The organism is Paracoccus sp. pheM1 (assembly GCF_018499825.1).
Lineage (GTDB): Bacteria > Pseudomonadota > Alphaproteobacteria > Rhodobacterales > Rhodobacteraceae > Paracoccus > Paracoccus versutus.
The window spans coordinates 1,211,395-1,231,520 of record NZ_JAGXCX010000001.1 but is presented as its reverse complement, the minus strand read 5'-3'; the positions used below and the strand labels follow the sequence as shown (position 1 = coordinate 1,231,520).

The window sequence follows — 20,126 nt, the reverse complement described above, 5'->3', positions numbered from 1 at the left end:
CGGCACATGCGCCGGGCTTTTTCATTTGCACGGGGGGCCTTGGTCAGGACAGGCGCGAGACCACGAAATCCGCCAGGTCCGCCAGGATGCGGCGCAGGGGCTGGTCGGGCGCGGCTTGCAGCGCGGCCTTGGCACGGCCGGCCCAGGCGATGGCATCGGCGCGGGCGGCCTCCAGCGCCTCGCGGCGGCGCAGGATCTCCAGCGCGGTGGCAAGGTCGGCCTCGTCCTGCCGGCCCTGGCCGATGGTGCGTTCCCAGAAGGCGCGCTCGGCCTCGTCGGCGCGGGCGATGGCCTTGATCACCGGCAGCGTCAGCTTGCGCTCGCGGAAATCGTCGCCGACGTTCTTGCCGATGGTCGTGGTCGAGCCGCCGTAATCCAGCAGGTCGTCCACGATCTGGAAGGCGATCCCCAGCGCATCGCCATAGTCGAACAGCGCCTGCTGCACCGCCGGGTCGGCGCCGGCCACCACCGCCCCCGCCTCGGTCGCGGCGGAAAACAGCGCCGCTGTCTTGCCGCGCACGATCTGGATATAGGTGTCCTCGGTGGTCGAGACGTCCTGCGCGGCGGTCAGCTGCAGCACCTCGCCCTCGGCGATGGTGGCGCTGGCATTGGCCAGGATGCGCATGACCTGCATGCTTTCCGTATCCGCCATCAGCTGGAAGCTGCGCGCGAACAGGTAGTCGCCGACCAGCACGCTGGACTTGTTGTCCCACAGAAGGTTGGCCGTCGGCCGGCCGCGCCGCTGCTGGCTTTCATCGACCACGTCGTCGTGCAGAAGCGTCGCGGTATGGATGAACTCGACCGCCGCGGCCAGCAGCACATGGCTGTTCCCCTGATAGCCGCACAGCCGCGCCGCCGCCAGCACCAGCATCGGCCGCAGCCGCTTGCCGCCGGCCTCGACCAGATGCGCGGTCACTTCCGGAATGCGGGGGGCGTGGCGGCTGGCCATGCGCTCGCGGATCAGCGCATTGACCCGGTCCATATCCCCGGCCAGTTCCACGGAGAGCCGGTCGAGCGGCTTGGAGACGTTTTCGTTCATGCCCATCAGCGATCCCCTTTCGCCGCCAGCCATTGCCACGCCATGGACACATGCGCAACAGCCGCGTAACTTTCCCATGTCATGAAAGAGCTTCTGCGCACTACCGACCCGCTTCTCATCACCCGCGCCGCCGACCTGCTGGCGGCCGAGGGGATCCATGCCTTTCCGCTGGACCAGCACATGAGCGTGCTGGAGGGTTCGCTGGGCATCTTGCCGCGGCGGCTGATGGTGGCGGACCGCGACCTGTTCATGGCGCGCGCCATCCTGCGGGACAATCGCATCCACCATGACTGAACTGCGCGAGGACGGGTTCCTCGGCGGCCGGCTGCGCATCCTTCAGCCCGCGCGCGGCTATCGCGCCGGGGCGGATGCGGTGATGCTGGCGGCGGCTTGCCCGGCGCGGCCCGGCGACAGCGTGCTGGAACTGGGCTGCGGGGCGGGGGTGGCGATGCTCTGCCTGGGCGCGCGGGTGCCGGGTCTGCGGCTGGCCGGGCTGGAACTCCAGCCCGCCTATGCCGAGCTGGCGCGACGCAATGCCGCAGCCACTGCCATCCCGGCCGAGCTGCATGAGGGCGACCTGGCCCGGATGCCCACCGCCCTGCGCGGCCAAAGCTTCGACCATGTGATCGCCAACCCGCCCTATTTCACCGGCGGCCCGCCGGCGCCCGATGCCGGCCGCGGTCGCGCCCGGCACGAGGCGACGCCCCTGCCGCTGTGGATCGAGGCCGGGCTGCGCCGCCTGCGGCCCGGCGGCTGGCTGACGCTGATCCAGCGCGCCGACCGGCTGGCCGAGATCCTGGCCGCGCTTTCCCCCCTGGCCGGGGCGATCACGATCCTGCCAGTCGCGGCGCGCGAGGGGCGCGAGGCGGGGCGCGTCATTGCCTGCGCCCGCAAGGGCGCGCGCGCGCCGCTACGCCTGCTGTCGCCCTTTGTCATGCATGCAAAACCGTCACATTCCGGCGACGAAGAGGATCTGACAAAGGCCGCGCAGGCGGTTTTGCGCGAGGGTGCGGCACTTTCGCTCGGCGGGCCGAATTTCCGGTGACAATGTGACGATTCTATGCTGCAATCCCTTGGTTCGATCAATCCAAGAGGAGGACGGAATGTCGGTTGAATCCCATGTGCAGGAGCTTCGCCGCAAACATCAGTCACTTTCGAACGCCATCGAGGCCGCGCATCGCAGCCCCGGCACGGATGACCTCACCATCGCCCGGATGAAGAAGGAAAAACTTCGCCTCAAGGAAGAGATCACGCGCCTGTCGCATTGACCTGCGGCACGGGCGGGCCTGGCCCGCCCGAAGGCCACGGCCATGGAATGAGAAACGGCCCGCGACATCTCGCGGGCCGTTGCCTGTCGGGGGGGCGGCTCAGACGAAGAACTGGCCGCCGTTCGCGCTGATGGTCGAGCCGGTGATGAAGCCGGCATCCTCCGAGGCCAGGAAGACCACGCAGCGCGCGATCTCTTCGGGCTCGCCCAGGCGGCCGACCGGGATCTGGGGGATGATGCGCTCGTTCAGCACCTTCTCGTCGATGGCGCGGACCATCTCGGTGCCGATATAGCCGGGGCAGATCGCGTTCACGGTGATGCCGGCGCGCGCGCCTTCCTGGGCCAGCGCCTTGGTAAAGCCCAGGTCGCCCGCCTTGGCCGCCGAATAGTTCGCCTGGCCGGCCTGGCCCTTCTGGCCGTTGATCGAGCTGATGTTGACGATGCGGCCGTATTTGCGGTCGCGCATGCCCGACCAGACCGGATGGGTCATGTTGAACAGGCCCGTCAGGTTGGTGTCGATGACCTCTTTCCACTGCTGCGGCGTCATCTTGTGGAACATCGAGTCGCGGGTGATGCCGGCATTGTTGACCAGCACGGCGATGGGGCCAAGCTCTTCCTCGACCTGCTTGATGCCCGCTGCGCAGGCGTCGTAATCCGCCACCGACCATTTGTAGGTCTTGATGCCGGTTTCTTCGGTAAAGGTGCGGGCGGCATCGTCATTGCCGGCGTAATTCGCCGCGACCGTATAGCCGGCCTCCTTCAACGCCTTCGAGATCGCCGCGCCGATGCCGCGCGACCCGCCGGTCACAAGGGCCACTTTTGCCATTTTTCGTCCCCCTTTGAAAATGGTCGTGAAATTGTGTTACCGAACTGGCGTGGCGCGCGCAAGATAGTTGCGCGCGCCTTTTCGGCTCAGGGACGCTCGAGGCACAGGGCGACGCCCATGCCGCCGCCGATGCACAGCGTGGCCAGGCCCTTTTTCGCGTCGCGGCGCTGCATTTCGAACAGCAGCGTGTTCAGGATGCGGCAGCCCGAGGCGCCGATGGGGTGGCCGATGGCGATGGCGCCGCCGTTCACGTTCACGATCGAGGGATCCCAGCCCATGTCGCGGTTCACGGCGATGGCCTGGGCGGCAAAGGCCTCGTTCGCCTCGACCAGGTCCAGGTCGCCGACCGACCAGCCGGCCTTTTCCAGCGCCTTGCGGCTGGCGGGGATCGGGCCGGTGCCCATGATCTGCGGGTCCACGCCGGCGGTCGCGTAGGAGGCGATGCGCGCCAGCGGCGTCAGCCCGCGCCGCGCCGCCTCGTCCTCGGTCATGACCAGCACGGCAGCGGCGCCGTCGTTCAGCCCCGAGGCATTGGCGGCGGTCACGCTGCCCTCCTTGCTGAAGGCGGGGCGCAGCTTTTCCATCGCGTCCAGCGTGGCGCCGTGGCGGATGTATTCGTCGGCATCGACCACGGTCTCGCCCTTGCGGGACTTGATGGTCACGGGCACGATCTCGTCGGCGAACTTGCCGGCCTTCTGCGCGGCCTCGGCCTTGTTCTGCGAGGCGACGGCGAACTGGTCCTGCTCGGCCCGCGCGATCTCCCATTTCGTGGCGACGTTCTCGGCCGTGGTGCCCATGTGGTAGTCGTGGAAGGCGTCCCAGAGCCCGTCCTTGATCATGGTGTCGAGCATCTTCATGTCGCCCATCTTCTGCCCGGCGCGGATATAGGCGGCATGGGGCGCCAGCGACATGGATTCCTGACCGCCGGCCACGACGATCCGGGCGTCGCCCAGCAGCACCTGCTGCGCCGCCAGCGCCACTGTGCGCAGGCCCGAGCCGCAGACCTGGTTGATGACCCAGGCCGCCGATTCCTGCGGGAAGCCGGCCTTGATATGCGCCTGGCGGGCGGGGTTCTGGCCCTGGGCGGCGGTCAGCACCTGGCCCAGGATGGTTTCGGACACTTCGGAAGGATCGACCCCGGCGCGTTCGACGACCGCCTTCAGGACGATGGCGCCAAGCTCATGCGCCGGCAGGTTCGCAAAGGACCCCAGAAAGCTGCCGACGGGGGTGCGGGCGGCTGAAACGATTACGGCTTTGGTCATGACGGGGCTCCTTCCCAGATAGGCCGATAATATCGGTGACAGGAAGACTGTTTGCCGTTTCGTTACCCGAGGTCAAGCGGACTTGCGGCTGCGTCGCCCCCGACAGGCCCCGTCGCCGCGGCGGCTGAGCGCCCGTCCGCCCAGGCGGGCCACGCGGCGGCGCCGGCAAGCCCGCCTGCCGATCCGCGCAGGCCGGCCGGTCGGTCGGGAAATCTCCACCCCCGCCGGCAGGGCCGCGGGGACGGTTGTCGCGGGGGCCAAGGCGTTTCTACTGCCGGGTGAATCGGGTTTAGCTGCGCCGGGCGGCTGTGTTGGGCGATTTCCAGGGCGGCACGATGGTCGGGGCGCCGAAATAATAGCCCTGCAGGCAGTCGATGCCCATGTCGATCAGGAAGGCGGCGTCCTCGGCCGCCTCGACCGATTCTGCGACGGTGAACATGTCGAAATGCCGGGCAATGGATTGCAGCGCCCGCGTCAGCACCTGGTTGTCGCGCTGCATGGCGATGTCGCGGACGAACTGCCCGTCGATCTTGACCATGTCGAAGCAGAAATCGCGCAGGTAGCGGAACGAGGTATAGCCGGCGCCGAAATCGTCCAGCGCGAAGCTGACGCCCTGGGCCTGCAACTCCTGCATGAATTGCTCGACCAGTTCGGGCATGCCCATGGCCGAGCTTTCGGTGATTTCCAGGATCAGCCGCTCGGCGATGCTGACATCCCCGGCGATGCCTTCGTGCAGCGTGCGCAGCCAGGCCGGATAGCCGATGGAACGCGCCGACATGTTGATCGAAAGCCTGAGCGAGGGCTCCTCGGCCAGGGATTTCAGCCCCAGCGACAGCGCCAGGCAGTCGATCTGCCGCCCCAGTTCCGTCGTCTCGGCCAGCGGCAGGAAATCGCGCAGCGGCACGATGCGCCCGGTTTCGTCGATGATTCGGATCAGCCCTTCGTGGAAGGCCGCGTGGTCGGTGCGATCCGCCTGCACCACCGGCTGATAGGCCAGGACGGCGTCGCCGCGCGATACTGCGCGCCGCACCGTCGCCATTGTCACCCGCGACTGCCGGTTCACGGCGAAATCCAGCGGAGAGCCCATTTCCAGTCGCGAATCGATATTGTCGGTCATGCCAAGACTCCTGTCATCGACGGCACTCTGGCGATCATGTCCTAAGATCGCGTAAACTGGAGCCGCATTCTCGACTCGAGGTTAACGGATCCTTGCCCGACCTGACCGAACGCTGCGCCTGGTGCGGCTCCGACCCGCTTTACGTCGCCTATCACGACCATGAATGGGGCGTGCCGGAATATGATTCGCGCGCGCTTTGGGAAAAACTGGTGCTGGACGGTTTCCAGGCCGGGCTGAGCTGGATCACCATCCTGCGCAAGCGCGAGGCCTTTCGCGAGACCTTCGAGGGCTTCGACCCCGAGCGCGTCGCCGCCTGGGGCGAGGCCGAGGTGGGGCAGGCCCTGCAAAACCCCGGCATCATCCGCCATCGCGGCAAGATCGAGGCGGCCGTCAAGGGCGCGCGGCTGTTTCTGGAGATCGAGGGATCGCAGGGGTTTTCGCCCTTCATCTGGTCCTTCGTCGGCGGCCGGCCGATCCAGAACCGCTTCACCGCGCTGAGCCAGGTTCCCGCCAGGACGCCGCAATCCGAAGCCATGGCCAAGGCGTTGAAAAAGCGCGGCTTCAACTTTTGCGGGCCGGTGATCACCTATGCCTTCATGCAGGCCTGCGGGCTGGTCAACGACCACGTGACCCATTGCCCGGCCCATGCCCGCGTCAGGGCGCTGTCGCCTGCCTGACCAGTTCCTTCGCCGCCTCCGAGGACCAGTCGGCGCCGCCGATCAGCCGCGCGATCTCGTTGCCGTCGCGGTCGATCAGCACCGTCACCGGCATGCCCATCACCCCCATCTCGCGCGCTAGCTGCTGGCGCGGGTCCAGATGCACCGGCAGATGGGCGATGCCTTCCTCGTCCAGGAATTTCCTGACCGCGGGCGGCGGGTTGTGGCCGGCGGCGATGGCCAGCACCTCGAAATCCGCGCCGCCCATCTCGGCCTGCAGGGCGTCGAGCGAGGGCATTTCCTCGCGGCAGGGGGCGCACCAGGTCGCCCAGAAATTCAGCAGCACCACCTTGCCCCGCCAGTCGGCCAGGCTGTGGGTGCCGCCCTCGGGGTCGGTGAAGGTCGTGGCGGGCACCGGGGTCGGATCGGTCGGCGCCAGCTTGGCCAGCCCGCCGTCATGCGCGGCCTGCCAGTCGATTTCGCCGGCAAATGCCGGGCCGAAACCCGCATTTGCACCGATCAGCAGCGCCGTATAAAGAACCAGCCAACGCATTCCACCCCCCGAAGGACAAGTCATGACCGAGCAGCCCACCACCGCCAACCAGATGTGGGGCGGACGTTTCGCCGCAGGCCCGGACGCGATCATGGAGGCGATCAACGCCTCGATCGGCTTCGACCGGCGGCTTTATGCCCAGGACATCCGGGGCAGCCGCGCCCATGCCGCGATGCTTGCGGCACAAGGCATCATCAGCACTAGCGATGCCGAGGCGATCGGGGAAGGGCTGCTCACGGTCTTGTCAGAGATCGAGGCGGGCGAGTTTCCCTTTTCCACCGCGCTGGAAGACATCCACATGAACGTGGAATCGCGGCTCAAGGAGATCGTCGGCGAGCCGGCGGGGCGGTTGCATACGGCGCGAAGCCGCAACGACCAGGTGGCGACCGACTTCCGGCTGTGGGTGCGCGACCAATGCGACGCGGCCATCGCCGGCCTCGACGCGCTGATCCGCGTCGCCCTGTCGCAGGCCGAGCGCGGCGCGGATTGGGTCATGCCGGGCTTTACCCATCTGCAGACCGCGCAGCCGGTGACCTGGGGCCATCACATGATGGCCTATGTCGAGATGTTCGGCCGCGACCTGTCGCGTTTCCGGGACGCGCGCAAGCGCATGAACGAATCGCCCCTCGGCGCCGCCGCCCTGGCCGGCACCGGCTTTCCCATCGACCGCGAGGCGACGGCGCGCGCGCTGGGCTTCGACCGGCCGATGGCCAACAGCCTCGATGCGGTCAGCGACCGCGATTTCGCGCTGGAGTTCCTGTCCTCGGCCGCGATCTGTGCCGTCCACCTGTCGCGGCTGGCCGAGGAGCTGGTGATCTGGTCCTCGGCCCAGTTCCGCTTCGTCACCATGTCGGACCGCTTCTCGACCGGCTCGTCGATCATGCCGCAGAAGAAGAACCCCGACGCGGCCGAGCTGATCCGGGCCAAGATCGGCCGCATCCTGGGCGCGGCGGTGGCGCTGTTCGTGGTGATGAAGGGCCTGCCGCTCGCCTATTCCAAGGACATGCAGGAGGACAAGGAGCAGGTCTTCGACGCCGCCGACAACCTCATGCTGGCGCTGGCCGCGATGGAGGGCATGCTGTCGGACCTGACGGCCAACCGCGAGCGGCTGGAGGCGGCGGCGGGCTCGGGGTTTTCGACCGCGACCGACCTGGCCGACTGGCTGGTGCGCGAGGCCGGGCTGCCCTTCCGCGACGCCCATCACGTCACCGGCGCGCTGGTCGCCCTGGCCGAGAAGGCCGGGATCGACCTGCCGGCACTGACGCTGGCGCAGATGCAATCGGTCCATCCGGCGATCACCGCGGATGTCTATAACGTGCTGGGCGTGCATAACTCGGTCGCCTCGCGCATGTCCTATGGCGGCACCGCGCCCCAGCAGGTCCGCGCCCAGATCGCCCGTTGGAAACAGAAACTGGAGGAGAAATCCGCATGACGCAGCACCTGCTTTTGGCCGCCTTCGCGCTGATCCTGGCCACCCTGGCCGCCTGTGGGGTCGATGGTGCGCCGACCCGCCCCGAGCCTGCCCGTGAAGCCATCCGCGAACCCGGCGTGCATATCAGCGGCGAGGCACGTTTCGGTGTCATCAAGCAGCTCTGAGCTGACGCCCCTGCGGCTGGCCTGGGCGGCGCTTGCGCTGGCCGGCCTGGCCGTGGCGCTGTGGCGGGGCGAGGCGCTGTGGCAGGGCGCCGGCGGGTCCGAGCTGCTGGCGCAGGCCACGCTGGCGCTGTGGTGCCTGGTCGAGACCATGCTGCGCCGCAACTGGGCGGCGCTGCTGACGCTGCCGGCGCTGGCGCTGGGGATCGGCTTTGCGCTGCCGCTTTATCTGTTCATCCGCTCTCGCAGGATCACCTGATGGATCACTTCAACTATGTCGACGGCTGGCTTCATGCCGAGGAGGTGCCGCTGGCCCGCATCGCGGCCGAGGTCGGCACCCCGGTCTATGTCTATTCCACCGCCACGCTGACCCGGCATTTCAAGCTGTTCCAGCAGGCGCTGGATTGGACCGATCACCTGGTCTGCTTTGCGGTCAAGGCCAATTCGAACATCGCCGTGCTGAAGCTTCTGGGCGACCTGGGCGCGGGCATGGACATCGTCTCGGGCGGGGAATACGCGCGGGCGAAGGCGGCGGGCGTGCCGGGCGAGCGGATCGTGTTCTCCGGCGTCGGCAAGACCGAGCCCGAGATGCGCATGGCGCTGGAAGGCGGCATCCGCCAGTTCAACGTCGAATCCGAGCCGGAACTGGAACTGCTGTCGCGCGTGGCCGCCGCGATGGGGGTCGAGGCGCCGGTCGCCGTGCGGGTGAACCCCGACGTCGATGCAAGGACGCATGAGAAGATCGCCACCGGCAAGTCCGAGAACAAGTTCGGCATCCCCATCGCTCGCGCGCGCGAGGTCTATGCCCATGCCGCGCGGCTGCCCGGCATCAAGGTGGTCGGCATCGACATGCATATCGGCAGCCAGCTGACCGACCTGGAGCCCTATCGGCTGGCCTATGCCAAGATGGCCGAGCTGACCCGCGCCCTGCGCGCCGACGGGCATGCGATCACCCGGCTCGACATGGGCGGCGGCCTGGGCATTCCCTACCGGCGCGACAACAATGCGCCGCCCTTGCCGATCGAATACGGCCAGGTGATCCGCGATGCCGTGGGCGACCTGGGCTGCGAGATCGAGATCGAGCCGGGACGCAACATTGCCGGCAATGCCGGCATCCTGCTGTCCTCGGTGATCTATCTGAAACAGGGCGAGGGGCGGGATTTCCTGATCCTCGATGCGGCGATGAACGACCTGATCCGGCCGGCGATGTATTCGGCGCATCACGACATCGTGCCGGTGCGCGAGCCGGCGCCGGGGGCCGAGGTCGCGCCCCATGACGTGGTCGGCCCGGTCTGCGAGACCGGCGACACCTTCCAGAAGGCGGTCGATCTGCCGGTGCTGGGTCCGGGCGACCTGGTGGCGCTGCGCTCGGCCGGGGCCTATGGCGCGGTGATGGCCTCGGAATACAATTCCCGGCCGCTGGTGCCCGAGGTTCTGGTCAGCGGCGATCAATTCGCCGTCATTCGGGCGCGACCGACGCTTGAGGAAATGCTGGGACGCGATACCATCCCGGAATGGCTTTAGGTATCGCTTCCTGCTGCGTGGTCGCCGGGGGTTTCACACCCCCGGACCCCCGTGGGATATTTGTCCACGGAAGAACGAGGGGGCGGGGCCATGGATCCCGCTGAGCCGCGCCGGATCCGCTGGGCGGTCGGGCTGACCCGCGCCGGCATGTGGTGGGAGGCGCTGGCCGCCGCCTTCTGGCCCCTGGGCGTGGTCCTGGCGCTGGTGCTGGCGGCGCTGGCCTTTGGCGCGACCGATCTTTTTTCCTCGCGGGCGCTGATCTGGCTGATGGGCCTGGTGGCCCTGGCCGCGGTGCTGGCCTTCGGCTGGGGGGTGCGGCGGTTCCGGCGGCCCTCGGCCGCGGCGGCGCGGCTGCGGGTCGACCTGACCCTGCCGGGGCGGCCGCTTTCGGCGCTGCGCGACCGTCTGGTCCTGGGGGCCGGGGACGGCGGCACGGATGCGCTGTGGCGCGCGCATCTGGCGCGGATGGAGCAGGTGGCCTCTGCCGCGCGTCCGGTTGCGCCCGATGCGCGGCTGCGCTGGCGCGATCCGGTCGCCTTGCGGCTGGCCGGCATGGTGGCGCTGGTCATGGCGCTGGTCTTTGCGCCGGCGGGGCAGCTGGGGCAGGGCCTTGCCGCCCTGGGCGCGACCTTCCGGCCCCTGCCCGAGGCGCGTCCCGGCGCCGAGGCCGGGCCGTCATGGGAGGGCTGGGCCGCGCCCCCCGCCTATACCCGGCGCCCGACGCTTTACCTGAACGCCCTGCCCGAGGGGCGGGGGCTGGAGCTGCCCAAGGGTTCGAAGCTGAGCTTCCGGCTTTACGGCGAGGGCGCCGAAATCGCGCAGGATATCGGCGCGGCGGTTCCGGGCGGCGATCCCGCGGCGCCCGAGTTCATGGCCGAGCGCGACGGGGCGATCGAGGTCGCCGGGCGGCGCTTCGACGTGACCGTGCTGCCGGATGCGGTGCCGGTGGTGGCGCCCGGCAAGGCGCCCGAGCGGCGCGCCGACGGAAGGCTGGTGCAGGAATTCACCGCCAGCGACGACAATGGCATCGCGGCGGGCCATGCGGTCATCGCGCTGGACCTGGATGCGGTGGACCGCCGCTTTGGCCTGGCCCTCGATCCCGAACCGCGCGAGGCGGTGGAGCTGGAACTGCCCCTGCCCGCGACCGGCAGCCGCAAGCAGATCCGCGGCCGGCTGGTGGGCGACCTGGCCCGCCATCCCTGGGCCAACCTGCCGGTGACGGTTTCGCTGAAGGTCGAGGACGGGATCGAGCAGCAGGGCGTCTCGGCCCCGATGCGCATGGTCTTGCCGGGGCGGCGCTTCTTCGACCCGCTGGCGGCGTCGCTGATCGAGGTGCGGCGCGACCTGCTGTGGTCGCGCGACAATGCCGCCCGCAGCGCCCAGATCCTGCGTGCGGCGAGCTGGCAGCCCGAGGGCTTCATGGAGGAGGAGCTTTATCACGGCCTGCGCGGTGCCGTCGGTACGCTGGAATCCGGCAACCTGGGCGAGGAGGCGCGCAACAAGCTGGCGCAGCTGCTGTGGGATGCGGCCGTCGCGCTGGAGGATGGCGGGCTGGCCGATGCGCTGGAGCGCATGCAGCAGGCGCAGGAACGGCTGTCCGAGGCGATCCGCAACGGCGCCAGCCCCGACGAGATCCAGCGCCTGATGGACGAGCTGAAGCAGGCCACCGACGATTACCTCGATATGCTGGCCCAGCAGCAGGGGCAGGATCCGGCCGAGCGTTTCGACCGCTCGCCCCAGAACCGCCAGCAGATCACCGGCGACCAGATCCAGCAGATGATGGACGAGATCCAGCGCCTGATGAACGAGGGCCGCATGGCCGAGGCCCAGGAATTGCTGGAGCAGTTCAACCGCATGATGCAGAACATGCGGGTGACGCAATCCGAGGGCGGCGAGGGCGGCCGCCAGCGGCCGATGAACCGGCTGGCCGAGACCCTGCGCGACCAGCAGAAGCTGGCCGACGAGGCCATGCGCCAGATGCAGGACCGGTTCGGCCAATGGCAGCCGGGCGAGGAGGGGCAGGAGGGCCAGGGCGACCAGCAGGGCCAGCAGCTTGCCGACCGCCAGCGCGAGTTGCGCGAGGATCTGGGCCGGCAGCGCGGCTTGCTGCCCGGCCGCGGCACCCCGCAGGGCGAGGAGGCGCGGCGCCAGCTGGACGAGGCCGGCCGCGCCATGGAGGATGCCGAGCAGGCGCTGCGCGAGGGCGATGCCGCCGGCGCGATGGAGCGCCAGGCCCAGGCGATCCAGTCCATGCGCGAGGGGATGCGGGCGCTGGGCGACATGATGGCGCAGGACCAGCAGCAGGGCCAGGACGGCCAGCCGCAGCAGGGCGGGCAGCAGGACGGCCCCGAGGGCCCCTCGGGCGATCCGCGTGGGCAGCGCGGGCTGGCGCAGCCCTATGATCGCCAGCCGCAGACCGATCCGCTGGGCCGGGCGCTGTCGGGCGACGGCGGTTCGATCACCTCGGGCGATCCCTTGGCCGAGGGCGGCGATCCCTCGCGCAAGGCCCGCGAATTGCAGGACGAGATCCGCCGGCGCAGCGGCGAGCGCGAGCGGCCGCGCGACGAGCGCGACTATCTGGGGCGGCTGCTGGAGAATTTCTGAAAAGGGGGGCCGCCGGCCCTGGCGGCGCGCCGTTCGGATCGCGCGGCGAGGCCCCCTATCGGCCCAGGATGCGGTCGTGGAGCCAGAGCCGGACCTGATCGACCTGCTGGCGCCAGTCGGCGAGCCAGCCGCCGCCTTCCTCGGCCGGGATCTGCGGCGCCAGCGCATAGAGGATCACCGCCCCCAGCGCCAGCATCGCGGCAAGGCCGAAGCCCATGCCGTAGCCGCCGCTGCGCTGTCGGCGCACCGGCACCAGGGCGGGAACCGGCGCCTCGCGCGGGGCGGGGGCCGCGGCGGGCTCGGCCGGGTTGGCCGCGGCCGGGGTTTCCGGCAGGGCGGGACGGATCAGCGGCGCGATGGCCGGGGGCGCTTCCCCCGCCTCGGGGGCCGGGTCGGGCAGCGGCGGACCGCTGCGGGTCAGGGTCGCGGCCAGTTCCTCGGCATCGGGCAGGGCGGGGGCGACCGGTTCGGGCCATTCCGGCGGCGCGGGGTTGGCGGCAGGGGCTTCCGCGACCGGGCTTTCGGGCTGGGGCTCGGGCGGCGTTTGCGGGCTGGCGGGGGCCGGCTCGGCGGGAGCGGTTTCGGGGGGGGCGGTTTCGGCGGGCGCCGGGGCGATGCCCGGCTCGGTCACGGTGGCGGCCGGCCAGTCGATCGGCGGTTCGGCGGGGGCGCGGCCGTCGCTGGCGGCGGGCTCGGTCGCCGCTGGCGCCGCCTCCGGGGCCGCTGTGGCGGCGGCCGTCGCGGGAATGTGATCGGGGGCGGGCTTTCGCACCGGCGCCTCGCGGGCGCGCAGCTCGCGGGCGGCTTCCTCGCGCAGGATGGCCAGCACCGATTCGTCCAGCGGCCGGTTCAGGACCGGGCGCGCCTGCGGATCATAGGGGCGGCGCGGGGCGGGATCGGCTGCCTGGGCGGATTTTCCCGTTCCGGGCTGGCGCCACACATGGCCGCAGGCCGAGCATTCGACCTCGCGCCCCGAGGCGGGAATGGCGGATTCCGCGATCTCGTATTGGGCAGCGCAGCGGGGGCAGGTCAGGCGCATGGGCTGGTCTTTCGGCTCCGGTCGGGGGTGGTTTCGATCATGCGGGCGTCTCGCAATCGCCGCGCGACTGTTCTATCAAGCCACGAACCGCGCGCCAAGCAGCCCGCTCGGAAAGGGACCACCAGTGATCGAGATGCAGAACCTGTCCTTCGGCTACAGCGGCAACGATCCGCTGCTTGCCGACATGTCGCTGACGCTTCAGCCGGGTTCCTTCCATTTCCTGACCGGCCCCTCGGGCGCGGGCAAGACCACCTTCCTGCGGCTGTGCTATGCCGACCTGCTGCCCAGCGGCGGGCGGATGACCGCCTTTGGCCAGGATGTGCAGGGGCTGTCGCGCGACGGCATCGCCGGGCTGCGGCGGCGGGTGGGGGTGGTGCATCAGGACACGCAATTCCTGGACCACCTGCCGGTGGCGGAAAACATCGCCCTGCCGTTGCTGGTCTCGGGCGAGCAGGTCGACATGCCGGCCCTGGGCGAGTTGCTGGCCTGGGTGCAGCTGTCCGGCCATGCCCGCGCCATGCCCCCCGAACTGTCGGGGGGCGAACGGCAGCGCGCCGCGCTGGCCCGCGCCGTCATCATGTCGCCCGACCTGATCCTGGCGGACGAGCCGACCGGGAACCTGGACTGGGACATGTCGATGCGGCTTTTGCAGCTGCTGATCGAACTGAACCGTTCTGGCAAGGCGGTGCTGATCGCTACCCATGACCTGAACCTGATCCGTGCCGCCAAGCAGCAGGTGCAGGCGCGGGTGCTGCGCATCGCGGGCAAGAGGCTGCAACTGGCGGGGGCGGACCTGTGAAGAAAGCCGATCTGAAATCGCTCGACCTGGCGACGCTGTGGCGCGGGCTGACCCGACCCGACCCGGCGGGGACGGACCGCGTGGTGCCGCCGACCGGCTTTACCGCGCAGCTGACCGTGTTCTCGGCCGCGGCCATGGCCTTTCTGGCGGTCTTTGCCCTGGCGCTGGCGCTGGCCACCGGCCGGCTGGCCGAACGCTGGTCCAGCGAGCTGGCCCAGACCGTGACCGTGCGCATCTCGGCCCCCGAGGACCAGATCGACGAGCAGACCCTCACGGTGATGGAGGCGCTGAAGACCACCCCCGGCATCGCCGAGGCGCGGCTCTTGCCCGATGACGAGGTGGAAGGGCTGCTGGAGCCCTGGTTCGGCCCCGATGTCCCGGTCGAGGCCCTGCCGGTGCCGCGCCTGATCGAGATCACCGAGGCGGCCGAGGGTTTCGATGCCGAGGCGCTGCGCCTGCGGCTGGAGGGCGAGGCGCCGGGCGCGGTGCTGGACGACCATACCCGCTGGCGCCAGCCGCTGGTCTCGGCCGCGAACCGGCTGCGGGTGCTGGGCCTCGTCTCGCTGTTGCTGATCGCCGCCGCCTCGGGGGCGATGATCACGCTGGCGGCCAAGGCGGCGCTGGCGGCGAACGGGCAGGTGATCCGCGTCCTGCGCCTGATCGGCGCGCGCGACATCACCATCGCCACCGCCTTCGTGCGCCGCTTTACCCGCCGCGCCGCCATGGGTGCGGCCGGCGGCACCGCGCTGGGGATGGCGGCGATCTGGGCGCTGCCCGCGATGGACCAGGCGGGCAGCTTCCTGACCGGGCTGGGATTCCAGGGCTGGGGCTGGCTCTGGCCCTTGCTGATCCCGCCGCTCGCCGCTGCCATCGGCTTCGTCGCGACCCGCTGGGCGGCGCTGAAGATGCTGCGCGAGGTGCGCTGATGGCCCTCTATCATCCGCGCCGGGCCTCGGTCCTGGATTGGCCGCGCACGGTGCTTTATTACCTTTATGCGGCGCTGGTGACGCTGGTGCTGGGGCTGTGGGGCCTGCCGCAGGTGCTGGTCCACCCCGAGCGCGCGCATCGCGTGGCCAGCCTGTGGCTGGACCAGATGCTGGGCGCGGCACGGCTGATCCTGGGCGTCCGGGTCGAATACCGCGGCACGCCGCCCGCCGGCGACTGCATCGTCGCCTCCAAGCATCACAGCTTTCTCGACATCCTGGCGCTGGCCCGCGCCTGCCCGCGCCGCGCCTTCGTGATGAAGCGCGAGGTGCTGCGGGTGCCGGTGATGGGCTGGTTCGCGCGCAAGGTCGGCTGCATCCCCATCGACCGCGCCCGCGGCAAGGAGGCGATGAAGCAGATCATCGCCGGGATCGAGGCCGCCCGCGCCCGTCCCGGCGGGCTGGGCCAGCTGATCATCTATCCCGAGGGCACCCGCACCCGGCCGGGGCAGAAACTGCCCTACAAGCACGGCGCCGGCACCATCCAGCGCGCGACCGGCCTGCCCATCCACCCGGTGGCGGTCAATTGCGGCCTGTTCTGGCCCCGGCAGGGCATCCCGATCCGCGGCGGCACGGCGGTGATCGAGTTCCTGCCGCCGATCACCGCCGGCCCGCGGTCGGGGGCGGTGATGGAATTGCTGGAGGACCGGATCGAGAGCGCCAGCGACCGCCTGCTGGCCGAGGCGGGCGGCCTGCCGCCGGCCTGAGGGCTGACGCAAGGTCAGGGGCGTTTTCGCCATTGCGCCCGCCCGCGGTTGCGGTCCAACCTGCCCGGCGGATTCGCGGGCCTTCGGGCCAGAACAGGGGGACGGTATGCGTCCGATCATCGACATCGACCATGTTTCCAAACGCTACGGCAGCGGCACGGTGGCGCTGAAAGAGGTCTCGCTGCAGATCGAGGAGGGCGAGATCCTGGCGCTGCTCGGCCCGAACGGGGCGGGCAAGACCACGCTGATCTCGATCATCTGCGGCCTGGTGGTGCCCAGCGGCGGCACGGTGCGCGTCGGCGGCCACGACATCCGCACGGATTGGCGCGCGGCGCGCAAGCTGATCGGCCTTGTCCCGCAGGAGATCGCGCTGGAGCCCTTCGAGACGGTCATCGACTGCGTGCGCTTTACCCGCGGGCTTTACGGCGAGCCGCCGGACGACGCCTATATCGAGCAATTGCTGCGCAGCCTGGCGCTGTGGGACAAGCGCGATGCCAAGACGCGCGAGCTGTCGGGCGGCATGAAGCGGCGGGTGCTGATCGCCAAGGCGCTGTCGCACCGGCCCAAGGTGCTGTTCCTGGACGAGCCGACCGCCGGGGTGGACGTGACCCTGCGGCGCGAGATGTGGCAGGTGGTGCGCGAATTGCGCGCCGAGGGCGTGACCATCATCCTGACCACCCACTACCTGGAAGAGGCCGAGGACATGGCCGACCGCATCGGCGTCATCAACCGCGGCGAATTGCTGCTGGTCCGGTCCAAGGACGCGTTGATGGGCGAATTCGGCAAGAAGCACCTGACCATCTCGCTTTACGAGCCGCTGGCGGCGCTGCCGGCCGACCTGGCCGGGCGCGGGCTGGTGCTTTCGGCCGACGGGCGCGAACTGGGCTATGACTACGACACCAGGGCCGAGCGCACCGGCATCGCCCACCTGCTGGCCGAACTGGCCGAGCGCGGCCTTGCCGTGCGAGACGTCTCGACCAAGCAGAGCAGCCTGGAAGAGATCTTCATGTCGCTGGTCGAGGAGGAAACCGCATGAACTGGCGTTCCGCCCGCGCCGTCTTCGGCCATGAGATGGCGCGCTTCTTCCGCACGGTCTGGCAATCGCTGGCCTCGCCGGTGCTGTCCACGGTGCTTTACTTCGTCGTCTTCGGCGCGGCCATCGGCGGGCGCATCCAGGCGGTCGAGGGCGTGCCCTACGGCGCCTTCATCGTGCCGGGGCTGATGATGCTGACCGTGTTGCAGCAATCCGTGGCCAATGCCAGCTTCGGCATCTATTTCCCGAAATTCTCGGGCACGATCTACGAGATCCTCGTCGCGCCGACCGGCTGGATCGAGGTCACGCTGGGCTTCGTCGGCGCCGCCGCCGCCAAGGCGGTGATGATCGCGCTGGTGATCCTGGCGACCAGCTTCTGGTTCACCGGCGTCCATATCGCCCATCCGTTCTGGATGCTGGCCTTTCTGCTGCTGACCGCCGTGGCCTTTTCGCTGCTGGGCTTCATCATCGGCCTCTGGGCCAAGAATTTCGAGCAGTTGCAGATCGTGCCGATGATGGTCATCACGCCCCTGGTGTTCCTGGGCGGGGCCTTCTATTCGGCCTCGATGCTGCCGCCCTTCTGGGAGGGCGTGGCCAAGCTCAACCCGGTGCTTTACCTGATCTCGGGCTTCCGCTGGAGCTTTTTCGGCTTTGCCGACGTGCCGGTCGGGCTGTCGCTGGGCGCGGTCGCGCTGATGATCCTGGTCTGCATGGGCGCGATCCGCTGGATCTTCCTGACCGGCTGGCGGCTGCGCGAATGACGGCTCAGGCCGGGCAGGGCGCCGCCGCCTTGCCCATCCGGGCCGCGTGCAGGTTGTAGGCGGTGGTCTGCTGCCGCAGCCAGCTTTCCGCCGTGTCGCGGCCATGCGTCTGCGCCAGCTGCCGATAGGCCGGGGCAAGCCGCTCGCGGTCGGCCCAGATCGCGCAGTCGAGCAGCCCCGGCGCCGCCTGCGCCGCGCTGCCGGCGCCTTGCCGCAGCGGCTGCGGGGCCTCGGTTGCCGCGTCCTGCGCCCCGGCCGCCGTCGCCCAGAAAAGGGCTGTGGCGGAAATGAAAATGCAATGTCGAATCATCATGGCTCCTCCCTTGCAGACAAATGTGACATATGGCCGTTGAGCTGTCATCTAGTTCCGGCACAGCCGCGTCTGCGGATCAAGCCGGACATATTCGCGGGCCGAGATCTTCTGCATCTTCAACGAATGTTTCCAGCGCGCGTTCCACATGTGCAGGATGCCGTTGCGGTAATATTGCGCCATCAGCTCGTCCACGATGGGCGGGATGATGGTGGTGCCGGGGATGCGGGGCGCGTGGAAGCCCACCGTCGCCCTGGGCCCCAGGCAGGCATTGGGCAGGGTGATATAGATCGTGCAGGCCGAGCGGCAATAGCCGCGCACCTCGACCGGGCGGCCGCTGGCGGCCAGCTTGTTGCGCTGGCGGATCGCCTCGACGACATTGCCGCCGCGGTTGTTCACGATGACGATGGGCTTGCCGCGCGGCTGCGCCTCGGCCGTCGCGGGCAGGCTGGCGACGCCGGTGCCAAGGGCCAGCGCCAGGACAAGCGCCGAAGAAAGGCGGGTCAGGAGGGAAGGCATGCTCATGTCCCCTGCTATGCCTTGGCGAACGCACAAGTCCAAATGACGTTCCGGCGAGCCGCGCTTGCGGCTTAACAAGCGCCGCGACCCGCATTATATGCCGGCCATGAGCCAGAACCCGCCCCTGTTGCGCCCCGATCTAGCCCCCAGCCCGATCTTCGACACCACGCGAAGGGACGGGCAGCCCACCATCGGCATGGTCAGCCTCGGCTGTCCCAAGGCGCTGGTGGACAGCGAACGCATCCTGACCCGCCTGCGGGCCGAGGGCTATGCGATCAGCCCCGACTACAAGGGCGCCGGCGCGGTGATCGTGAACACCTGCGGTTTCCTGGACAGCGCCAAGGCGGAAAGCCTGCAGGCCATCGGCGAGGCGCTGGCGGAAAACGGCAAGGTGATCGTCACCGGCTGCCTTGGCGCCGAGCCGGAATACATCACCGGCGCGCATCCCTCGGTGCTGGCGGTGACGGGGCCGCAGCAATACGAGCAGGTGCTGGACGCGGTGCATCACGCCGTGCCGCCCAGCCCCGATCCCTTCGTGGACCTGCTGCCGGCCTCGGGCGTCAAGCTGACGCCGCGCCATTACAGCTACCTGAAGATCTCCGAGGGCTGCAACCACGCCTGCAAGTTCTGCATCATCCCCGACATGCGCGGCAAGCTGGTCAGCCGCCCCGCCCATGCCGTGATCCGCGAGGCGGAAAAGCTGGTCGAGGCGGGGGTGCGCGAGCTGCTGGTGATTTCGCAGGACACCTCGGCCTACGGGCTCGACCGCAAATTCGCCGAGGAGCGTGGGCATCGGGCGCATATCACCGACCTGGCCCGCGACCTGGGGTCGCTGGAGGCATGGGTGCGGCTGCATTACGTCTATCCCTATCCGCATGTGCGCGACCTGATCCCGCTGATGGCCGGGGGGTTGGTGCTGCCCTATCTCGACATCCCCTTCCAGCATGCGCACCCGGACACGCTGAAGCGCATGGCCCGGCCGGCGGCGGCGGCGCGGACGCTGGACGAGATCGCTGCCTGGCGCGCCGCCTGCCCCGAGATCACCCTGCGCTCGACCTTCATCGTCGGCTATCCCGGCGAGACCGAGGCCGAGTTCCAGACCCTGCTGGACTGGCTGGACGAGGCGCAACTGGATCGCGTCGGCTGCTTCCAATACGAAAACGTCAAGGGCGCGCGCGCGAACGACCTGCCCGACCACGTCCCGGACGAGGTCAAGCAGGACCGCTGGGACCGCTTCATGCAGAAGGCGCAGGCGATCTCGGAAGCCAAGCTGGCGGCCAAGGTCGGCCGGCGCATCGAGGTGATCGTGGACAGCGTGGACGACGAGGGCGCGACCTGCCGCACCCAGGCCGATGCGCCGGAGATCGACGGCAACCTGTTCATCGACCAGGGTTTCGAGGCGCTGGCGCCGGGCGACATCGTCACCGTCACCGTGGACGAGGCCGGCGAATACGACCTTTGGGGCCGGCTCTAGGCGGCGACAATCGCGCAGGTTGTGGCGCCCGCGCCGCTGGCTTAATCAGGCGGCAGCGCG

23 protein-coding genes are annotated in these 20,126 nt (G+C 69.5%); 15 read left to right on the top strand and 8 right to left on the bottom strand.

The window, feature by feature from the left end; all coding sequences use genetic code 11:
• Nucleotides 1-43: 43 nt before the first annotated feature.
• A complete protein-coding gene (locus tag KF941_RS06155) occupies nucleotides 44-1,045 on the bottom strand; it encodes a polyprenyl synthetase family protein (RefSeq protein ID WP_036758418.1) in 1,002 nt (333 codons plus the stop codon).
• A gap of 75 nt (nucleotides 1,046-1,120) precedes the next feature.
• Between KF941_RS06155 and KF941_RS06150 the strand changes: the two genes are divergently transcribed.
• The 3 genes from KF941_RS06150 to KF941_RS06140 are packed head-to-tail and all read left to right on the top strand — an operon-like array spanning nucleotide 1,121 to nucleotide 2,307.
• Nucleotides 1,121-1,333: a DUF2007 domain-containing protein gene (locus KF941_RS06150; RefSeq protein ID WP_024845043.1), complete on the top strand. Its 213-nt coding sequence runs from the start codon at nucleotides 1,121-1,123 to the stop codon at nucleotides 1,331-1,333.
• Nucleotides 1,326-2,084 carry a methyltransferase domain-containing protein gene (locus tag KF941_RS06145; protein ID WP_214272822.1) on the top strand — a complete coding sequence of 253 codons (759 nt, stop codon included), beginning with the start codon at nucleotides 1,326-1,328 and terminating at the stop codon, nucleotides 2,082-2,084. Before KF941_RS06150 ends, KF941_RS06145 begins: the two co-directional genes overlap by 8 nt.
• Nucleotides 2,085-2,142: 58 nt before the next feature.
• Entirely contained in the window at nucleotides 2,143-2,307 is a 165-nt protein-coding gene (locus KF941_RS06140; protein ID WP_072461905.1) for a YdcH family protein, read from the top strand.
• A gap of 99 nt (nucleotides 2,308-2,406) precedes the next feature.
• Here the strand turns inward: KF941_RS06140 and KF941_RS06135 are convergent, their stop codons facing one another.
• The 3 genes from KF941_RS06135 to KF941_RS06125 form a co-directional block, all read right to left on the bottom strand.
• Nucleotides 2,407-3,132: a beta-ketoacyl-ACP reductase gene (locus KF941_RS06135; RefSeq protein ID WP_214272821.1), complete on the bottom strand. Its 726-nt coding sequence runs from the start codon at nucleotides 3,130-3,132 to the stop codon at nucleotides 2,407-2,409.
• Between the two features lie 86 nt (nucleotides 3,133-3,218).
• Nucleotides 3,219-4,394, bottom strand: a complete 1,176-nt coding sequence (locus KF941_RS06130) for an acetyl-CoA C-acetyltransferase (RefSeq protein WP_214272820.1) — start codon at nucleotides 4,392-4,394, stop codon at nucleotides 3,219-3,221.
• 289 nt (nucleotides 4,395-4,683) lie between these two features.
• Nucleotides 4,684-5,511 carry an EAL domain-containing protein gene (locus tag KF941_RS06125; protein ID WP_214272819.1) on the bottom strand — a complete coding sequence of 276 codons (828 nt, stop codon included), beginning with the start codon at nucleotides 5,509-5,511 and terminating at the stop codon, nucleotides 4,684-4,686.
• A gap of 92 nt (nucleotides 5,512-5,603) precedes the next feature.
• On the opposite strand from KF941_RS06125, the gene KF941_RS06120 reads away from it, so the two are divergent.
• Nucleotides 5,604-6,188: a DNA-3-methyladenine glycosylase I gene (locus KF941_RS06120; protein ID WP_036758380.1), complete on the top strand. Its 585-nt coding sequence runs from the start codon at nucleotides 5,604-5,606 to the stop codon at nucleotides 6,186-6,188.
• Here KF941_RS06120 and KF941_RS06115 read toward each other — a convergent pair.
• On the bottom strand, nucleotides 6,166-6,720 hold the full coding sequence (locus KF941_RS06115; protein WP_072461908.1) for a TlpA disulfide reductase family protein: 555 nt from the start codon (nucleotides 6,718-6,720) through the stop codon (nucleotides 6,166-6,168). The two genes, KF941_RS06120 and KF941_RS06115, sit on opposite strands and share 23 nt — an antisense overlap.
• A gap of 22 nt (nucleotides 6,721-6,742) precedes the next feature.
• Between KF941_RS06115 and argH the strand changes: the two genes are divergently transcribed.
• From argH to KF941_RS06090, 5 genes are all read left to right on the top strand, one after another.
• Nucleotides 6,743-8,152 (top strand): argininosuccinate lyase, encoded by a 1,410-nt coding sequence (gene argH, locus KF941_RS06110; RefSeq protein ID WP_072461909.1) that lies wholly within the window; start codon nucleotides 6,743-6,745, stop codon nucleotides 8,150-8,152.
• Nucleotides 8,149-8,316 (top strand): hypothetical protein, encoded by a 168-nt coding sequence (locus KF941_RS06105; RefSeq protein WP_166435577.1) that lies wholly within the window; start codon nucleotides 8,149-8,151, stop codon nucleotides 8,314-8,316. The genes argH and KF941_RS06105 overlap by 4 nt, the downstream gene beginning before the upstream one ends.
• Nucleotides 8,297-8,572 (top strand): DUF2834 domain-containing protein, encoded by a 276-nt coding sequence (locus KF941_RS06100; RefSeq protein WP_036758391.1) that lies wholly within the window; start codon nucleotides 8,297-8,299, stop codon nucleotides 8,570-8,572. The genes KF941_RS06105 and KF941_RS06100 overlap by 20 nt, the downstream gene beginning before the upstream one ends.
• Nucleotides 8,572-9,837 carry a diaminopimelate decarboxylase gene (gene lysA / locus KF941_RS06095; RefSeq protein ID WP_214272818.1) on the top strand — a complete coding sequence of 422 codons (1,266 nt, stop codon included), beginning with the start codon at nucleotides 8,572-8,574 and terminating at the stop codon, nucleotides 9,835-9,837. The genes KF941_RS06100 and lysA overlap by 1 nt, the downstream gene beginning before the upstream one ends.
• Nucleotides 9,838-9,927: 90 nt before the next feature.
• Complete coding sequence (locus tag KF941_RS06090; protein WP_214272817.1) at nucleotides 9,928-12,441, top strand: DUF4175 family protein; 2,514 nt, start codon at nucleotides 9,928-9,930, stop codon at nucleotides 12,439-12,441.
• Between the two features lie 55 nt (nucleotides 12,442-12,496).
• Here the strand turns inward: KF941_RS06090 and KF941_RS06085 are convergent, their stop codons facing one another.
• Nucleotides 12,497-13,480, bottom strand: a complete 984-nt coding sequence (locus tag KF941_RS06085) for a zinc-ribbon domain-containing protein (protein WP_214272816.1) — start codon at nucleotides 13,478-13,480, stop codon at nucleotides 12,497-12,499.
• Nucleotides 13,481-13,604: 124 nt separating this feature from the next.
• On the opposite strand from KF941_RS06085, the gene KF941_RS06080 reads away from it, so the two are divergent.
• The 5 genes from KF941_RS06080 (at nucleotide 13,605) to KF941_RS06060 (ending at nucleotide 17,763) form a co-directional block, all read left to right on the top strand.
• On the top strand, nucleotides 13,605-14,279 hold the full coding sequence (locus KF941_RS06080) for an ATP-binding cassette domain-containing protein (RefSeq protein ID WP_036760710.1): 675 nt from the start codon (nucleotides 13,605-13,607) through the stop codon (nucleotides 14,277-14,279).
• Nucleotides 14,276-15,205, top strand: coding sequence for a cell division protein FtsX (locus KF941_RS06075; protein ID WP_072461914.1), 930 nt, complete (start codon nucleotides 14,276-14,278; stop codon nucleotides 15,203-15,205). The genes KF941_RS06080 and KF941_RS06075 overlap by 4 nt, the downstream gene beginning before the upstream one ends.
• Nucleotides 15,205-15,969 (top strand): lysophospholipid acyltransferase family protein, encoded by a 765-nt coding sequence (locus KF941_RS06070; protein ID WP_036760708.1) that lies wholly within the window; start codon nucleotides 15,205-15,207, stop codon nucleotides 15,967-15,969. The genes KF941_RS06075 and KF941_RS06070 overlap by 1 nt, the downstream gene beginning before the upstream one ends.
• Before the next feature lie 106 nt (nucleotides 15,970-16,075).
• Nucleotides 16,076-17,005 carry an ABC transporter ATP-binding protein gene (locus KF941_RS06065; RefSeq protein ID WP_036760705.1) on the top strand — a complete coding sequence of 310 codons (930 nt, stop codon included), beginning with the start codon at nucleotides 16,076-16,078 and terminating at the stop codon, nucleotides 17,003-17,005.
• Nucleotides 17,002-17,763 carry an ABC transporter permease gene (locus tag KF941_RS06060; protein WP_036760703.1) on the top strand — a complete coding sequence of 254 codons (762 nt, stop codon included), beginning with the start codon at nucleotides 17,002-17,004 and terminating at the stop codon, nucleotides 17,761-17,763. Before KF941_RS06065 ends, KF941_RS06060 begins: the two co-directional genes overlap by 4 nt.
• A gap of 4 nt (nucleotides 17,764-17,767) precedes the next feature.
• On the opposite strand, the gene KF941_RS06055 is transcribed toward KF941_RS06060, so the two are convergent.
• A complete protein-coding gene (locus tag KF941_RS06055; protein WP_214272815.1) occupies nucleotides 17,768-18,076 on the bottom strand; it encodes a hypothetical protein in 309 nt (102 codons plus the stop codon).
• A gap of 48 nt (nucleotides 18,077-18,124) precedes the next feature.
• Complete coding sequence (locus KF941_RS06050) at nucleotides 18,125-18,598, bottom strand: hypothetical protein (RefSeq protein WP_214272814.1); 474 nt, start codon at nucleotides 18,596-18,598, stop codon at nucleotides 18,125-18,127.
• A gap of 91 nt (nucleotides 18,599-18,689) precedes the next feature.
• On the opposite strand from KF941_RS06050, the gene rimO reads away from it, so the two are divergent.
• Nucleotides 18,690-20,066, top strand: coding sequence for a 30S ribosomal protein S12 methylthiotransferase RimO (gene rimO, locus KF941_RS06045; protein ID WP_214273661.1), 1,377 nt, complete (start codon nucleotides 18,690-18,692; stop codon nucleotides 20,064-20,066).
• The last annotated feature ends 60 nt before the right edge of the window (nucleotides 20,067-20,126 follow it).

Coding starts and splice junctions, on each gene's coding strand:
- KF941_RS06155 (WP_036758418.1), bottom strand. CDS start 1,045: ATGGGCATGAACGAAAACGTCTCCAAGCCGCTCGACCGGCTCTCCGTG.
- KF941_RS06150 (WP_024845043.1), top strand. CDS start 1,121: ATGAAAGAGCTTCTGCGCACTACCGACCCGCTTCTCATCACCCGCGCC.
- KF941_RS06145 (WP_214272822.1), top strand. CDS start 1,326: ATGACTGAACTGCGCGAGGACGGGTTCCTCGGCGGCCGGCTGCGCATC.
- KF941_RS06140 (WP_072461905.1), top strand. CDS start 2,143: ATGTCGGTTGAATCCCATGTGCAGGAGCTTCGCCGCAAACATCAGTCA.
- KF941_RS06135 (WP_214272821.1), bottom strand. CDS start 3,132: ATGGCAAAAGTGGCCCTTGTGACCGGCGGGTCGCGCGGCATCGGCGCG.
- KF941_RS06130 (WP_214272820.1), bottom strand. CDS start 4,394: ATGACCAAAGCCGTAATCGTTTCAGCCGCCCGCACCCCCGTCGGCAGC.
- KF941_RS06125 (WP_214272819.1), bottom strand. CDS start 5,511: ATGACCGACAATATCGATTCGCGACTGGAAATGGGCTCTCCGCTGGAT.
- KF941_RS06115 (WP_072461908.1), bottom strand. CDS start 6,720: ATGCGTTGGCTGGTTCTTTATACGGCGCTGCTGATCGGTGCAAATGCG.
- argH (WP_072461909.1), top strand. CDS start 6,743: ATGACCGAGCAGCCCACCACCGCCAACCAGATGTGGGGCGGACGTTTC.
- KF941_RS06105 (WP_166435577.1), top strand. CDS start 8,149: ATGACGCAGCACCTGCTTTTGGCCGCCTTCGCGCTGATCCTGGCCACC.
- lysA (WP_214272818.1), top strand. CDS start 8,572: ATGGATCACTTCAACTATGTCGACGGCTGGCTTCATGCCGAGGAGGTG.
- KF941_RS06090 (WP_214272817.1), top strand. CDS start 9,928: ATGGATCCCGCTGAGCCGCGCCGGATCCGCTGGGCGGTCGGGCTGACC.
- KF941_RS06085 (WP_214272816.1), bottom strand. CDS start 13,480: ATGCGCCTGACCTGCCCCCGCTGCGCTGCCCAATACGAGATCGCGGAA.
- KF941_RS06070 (WP_036760708.1), top strand. CDS start 15,205: ATGGCCCTCTATCATCCGCGCCGGGCCTCGGTCCTGGATTGGCCGCGC.
- KF941_RS06065 (WP_036760705.1), top strand. CDS start 16,076: ATGCGTCCGATCATCGACATCGACCATGTTTCCAAACGCTACGGCAGC.
- KF941_RS06060 (WP_036760703.1), top strand. CDS start 17,002: ATGAACTGGCGTTCCGCCCGCGCCGTCTTCGGCCATGAGATGGCGCGC.
- KF941_RS06055 (WP_214272815.1), bottom strand. CDS start 18,076: ATGATGATTCGACATTGCATTTTCATTTCCGCCACAGCCCTTTTCTGG.
- KF941_RS06050 (WP_214272814.1), bottom strand. CDS start 18,598: ATGAGCATGCCTTCCCTCCTGACCCGCCTTTCTTCGGCGCTTGTCCTG.
- rimO (WP_214273661.1), top strand. CDS start 18,690: ATGCCGGCCATGAGCCAGAACCCGCCCCTGTTGCGCCCCGATCTAGCC.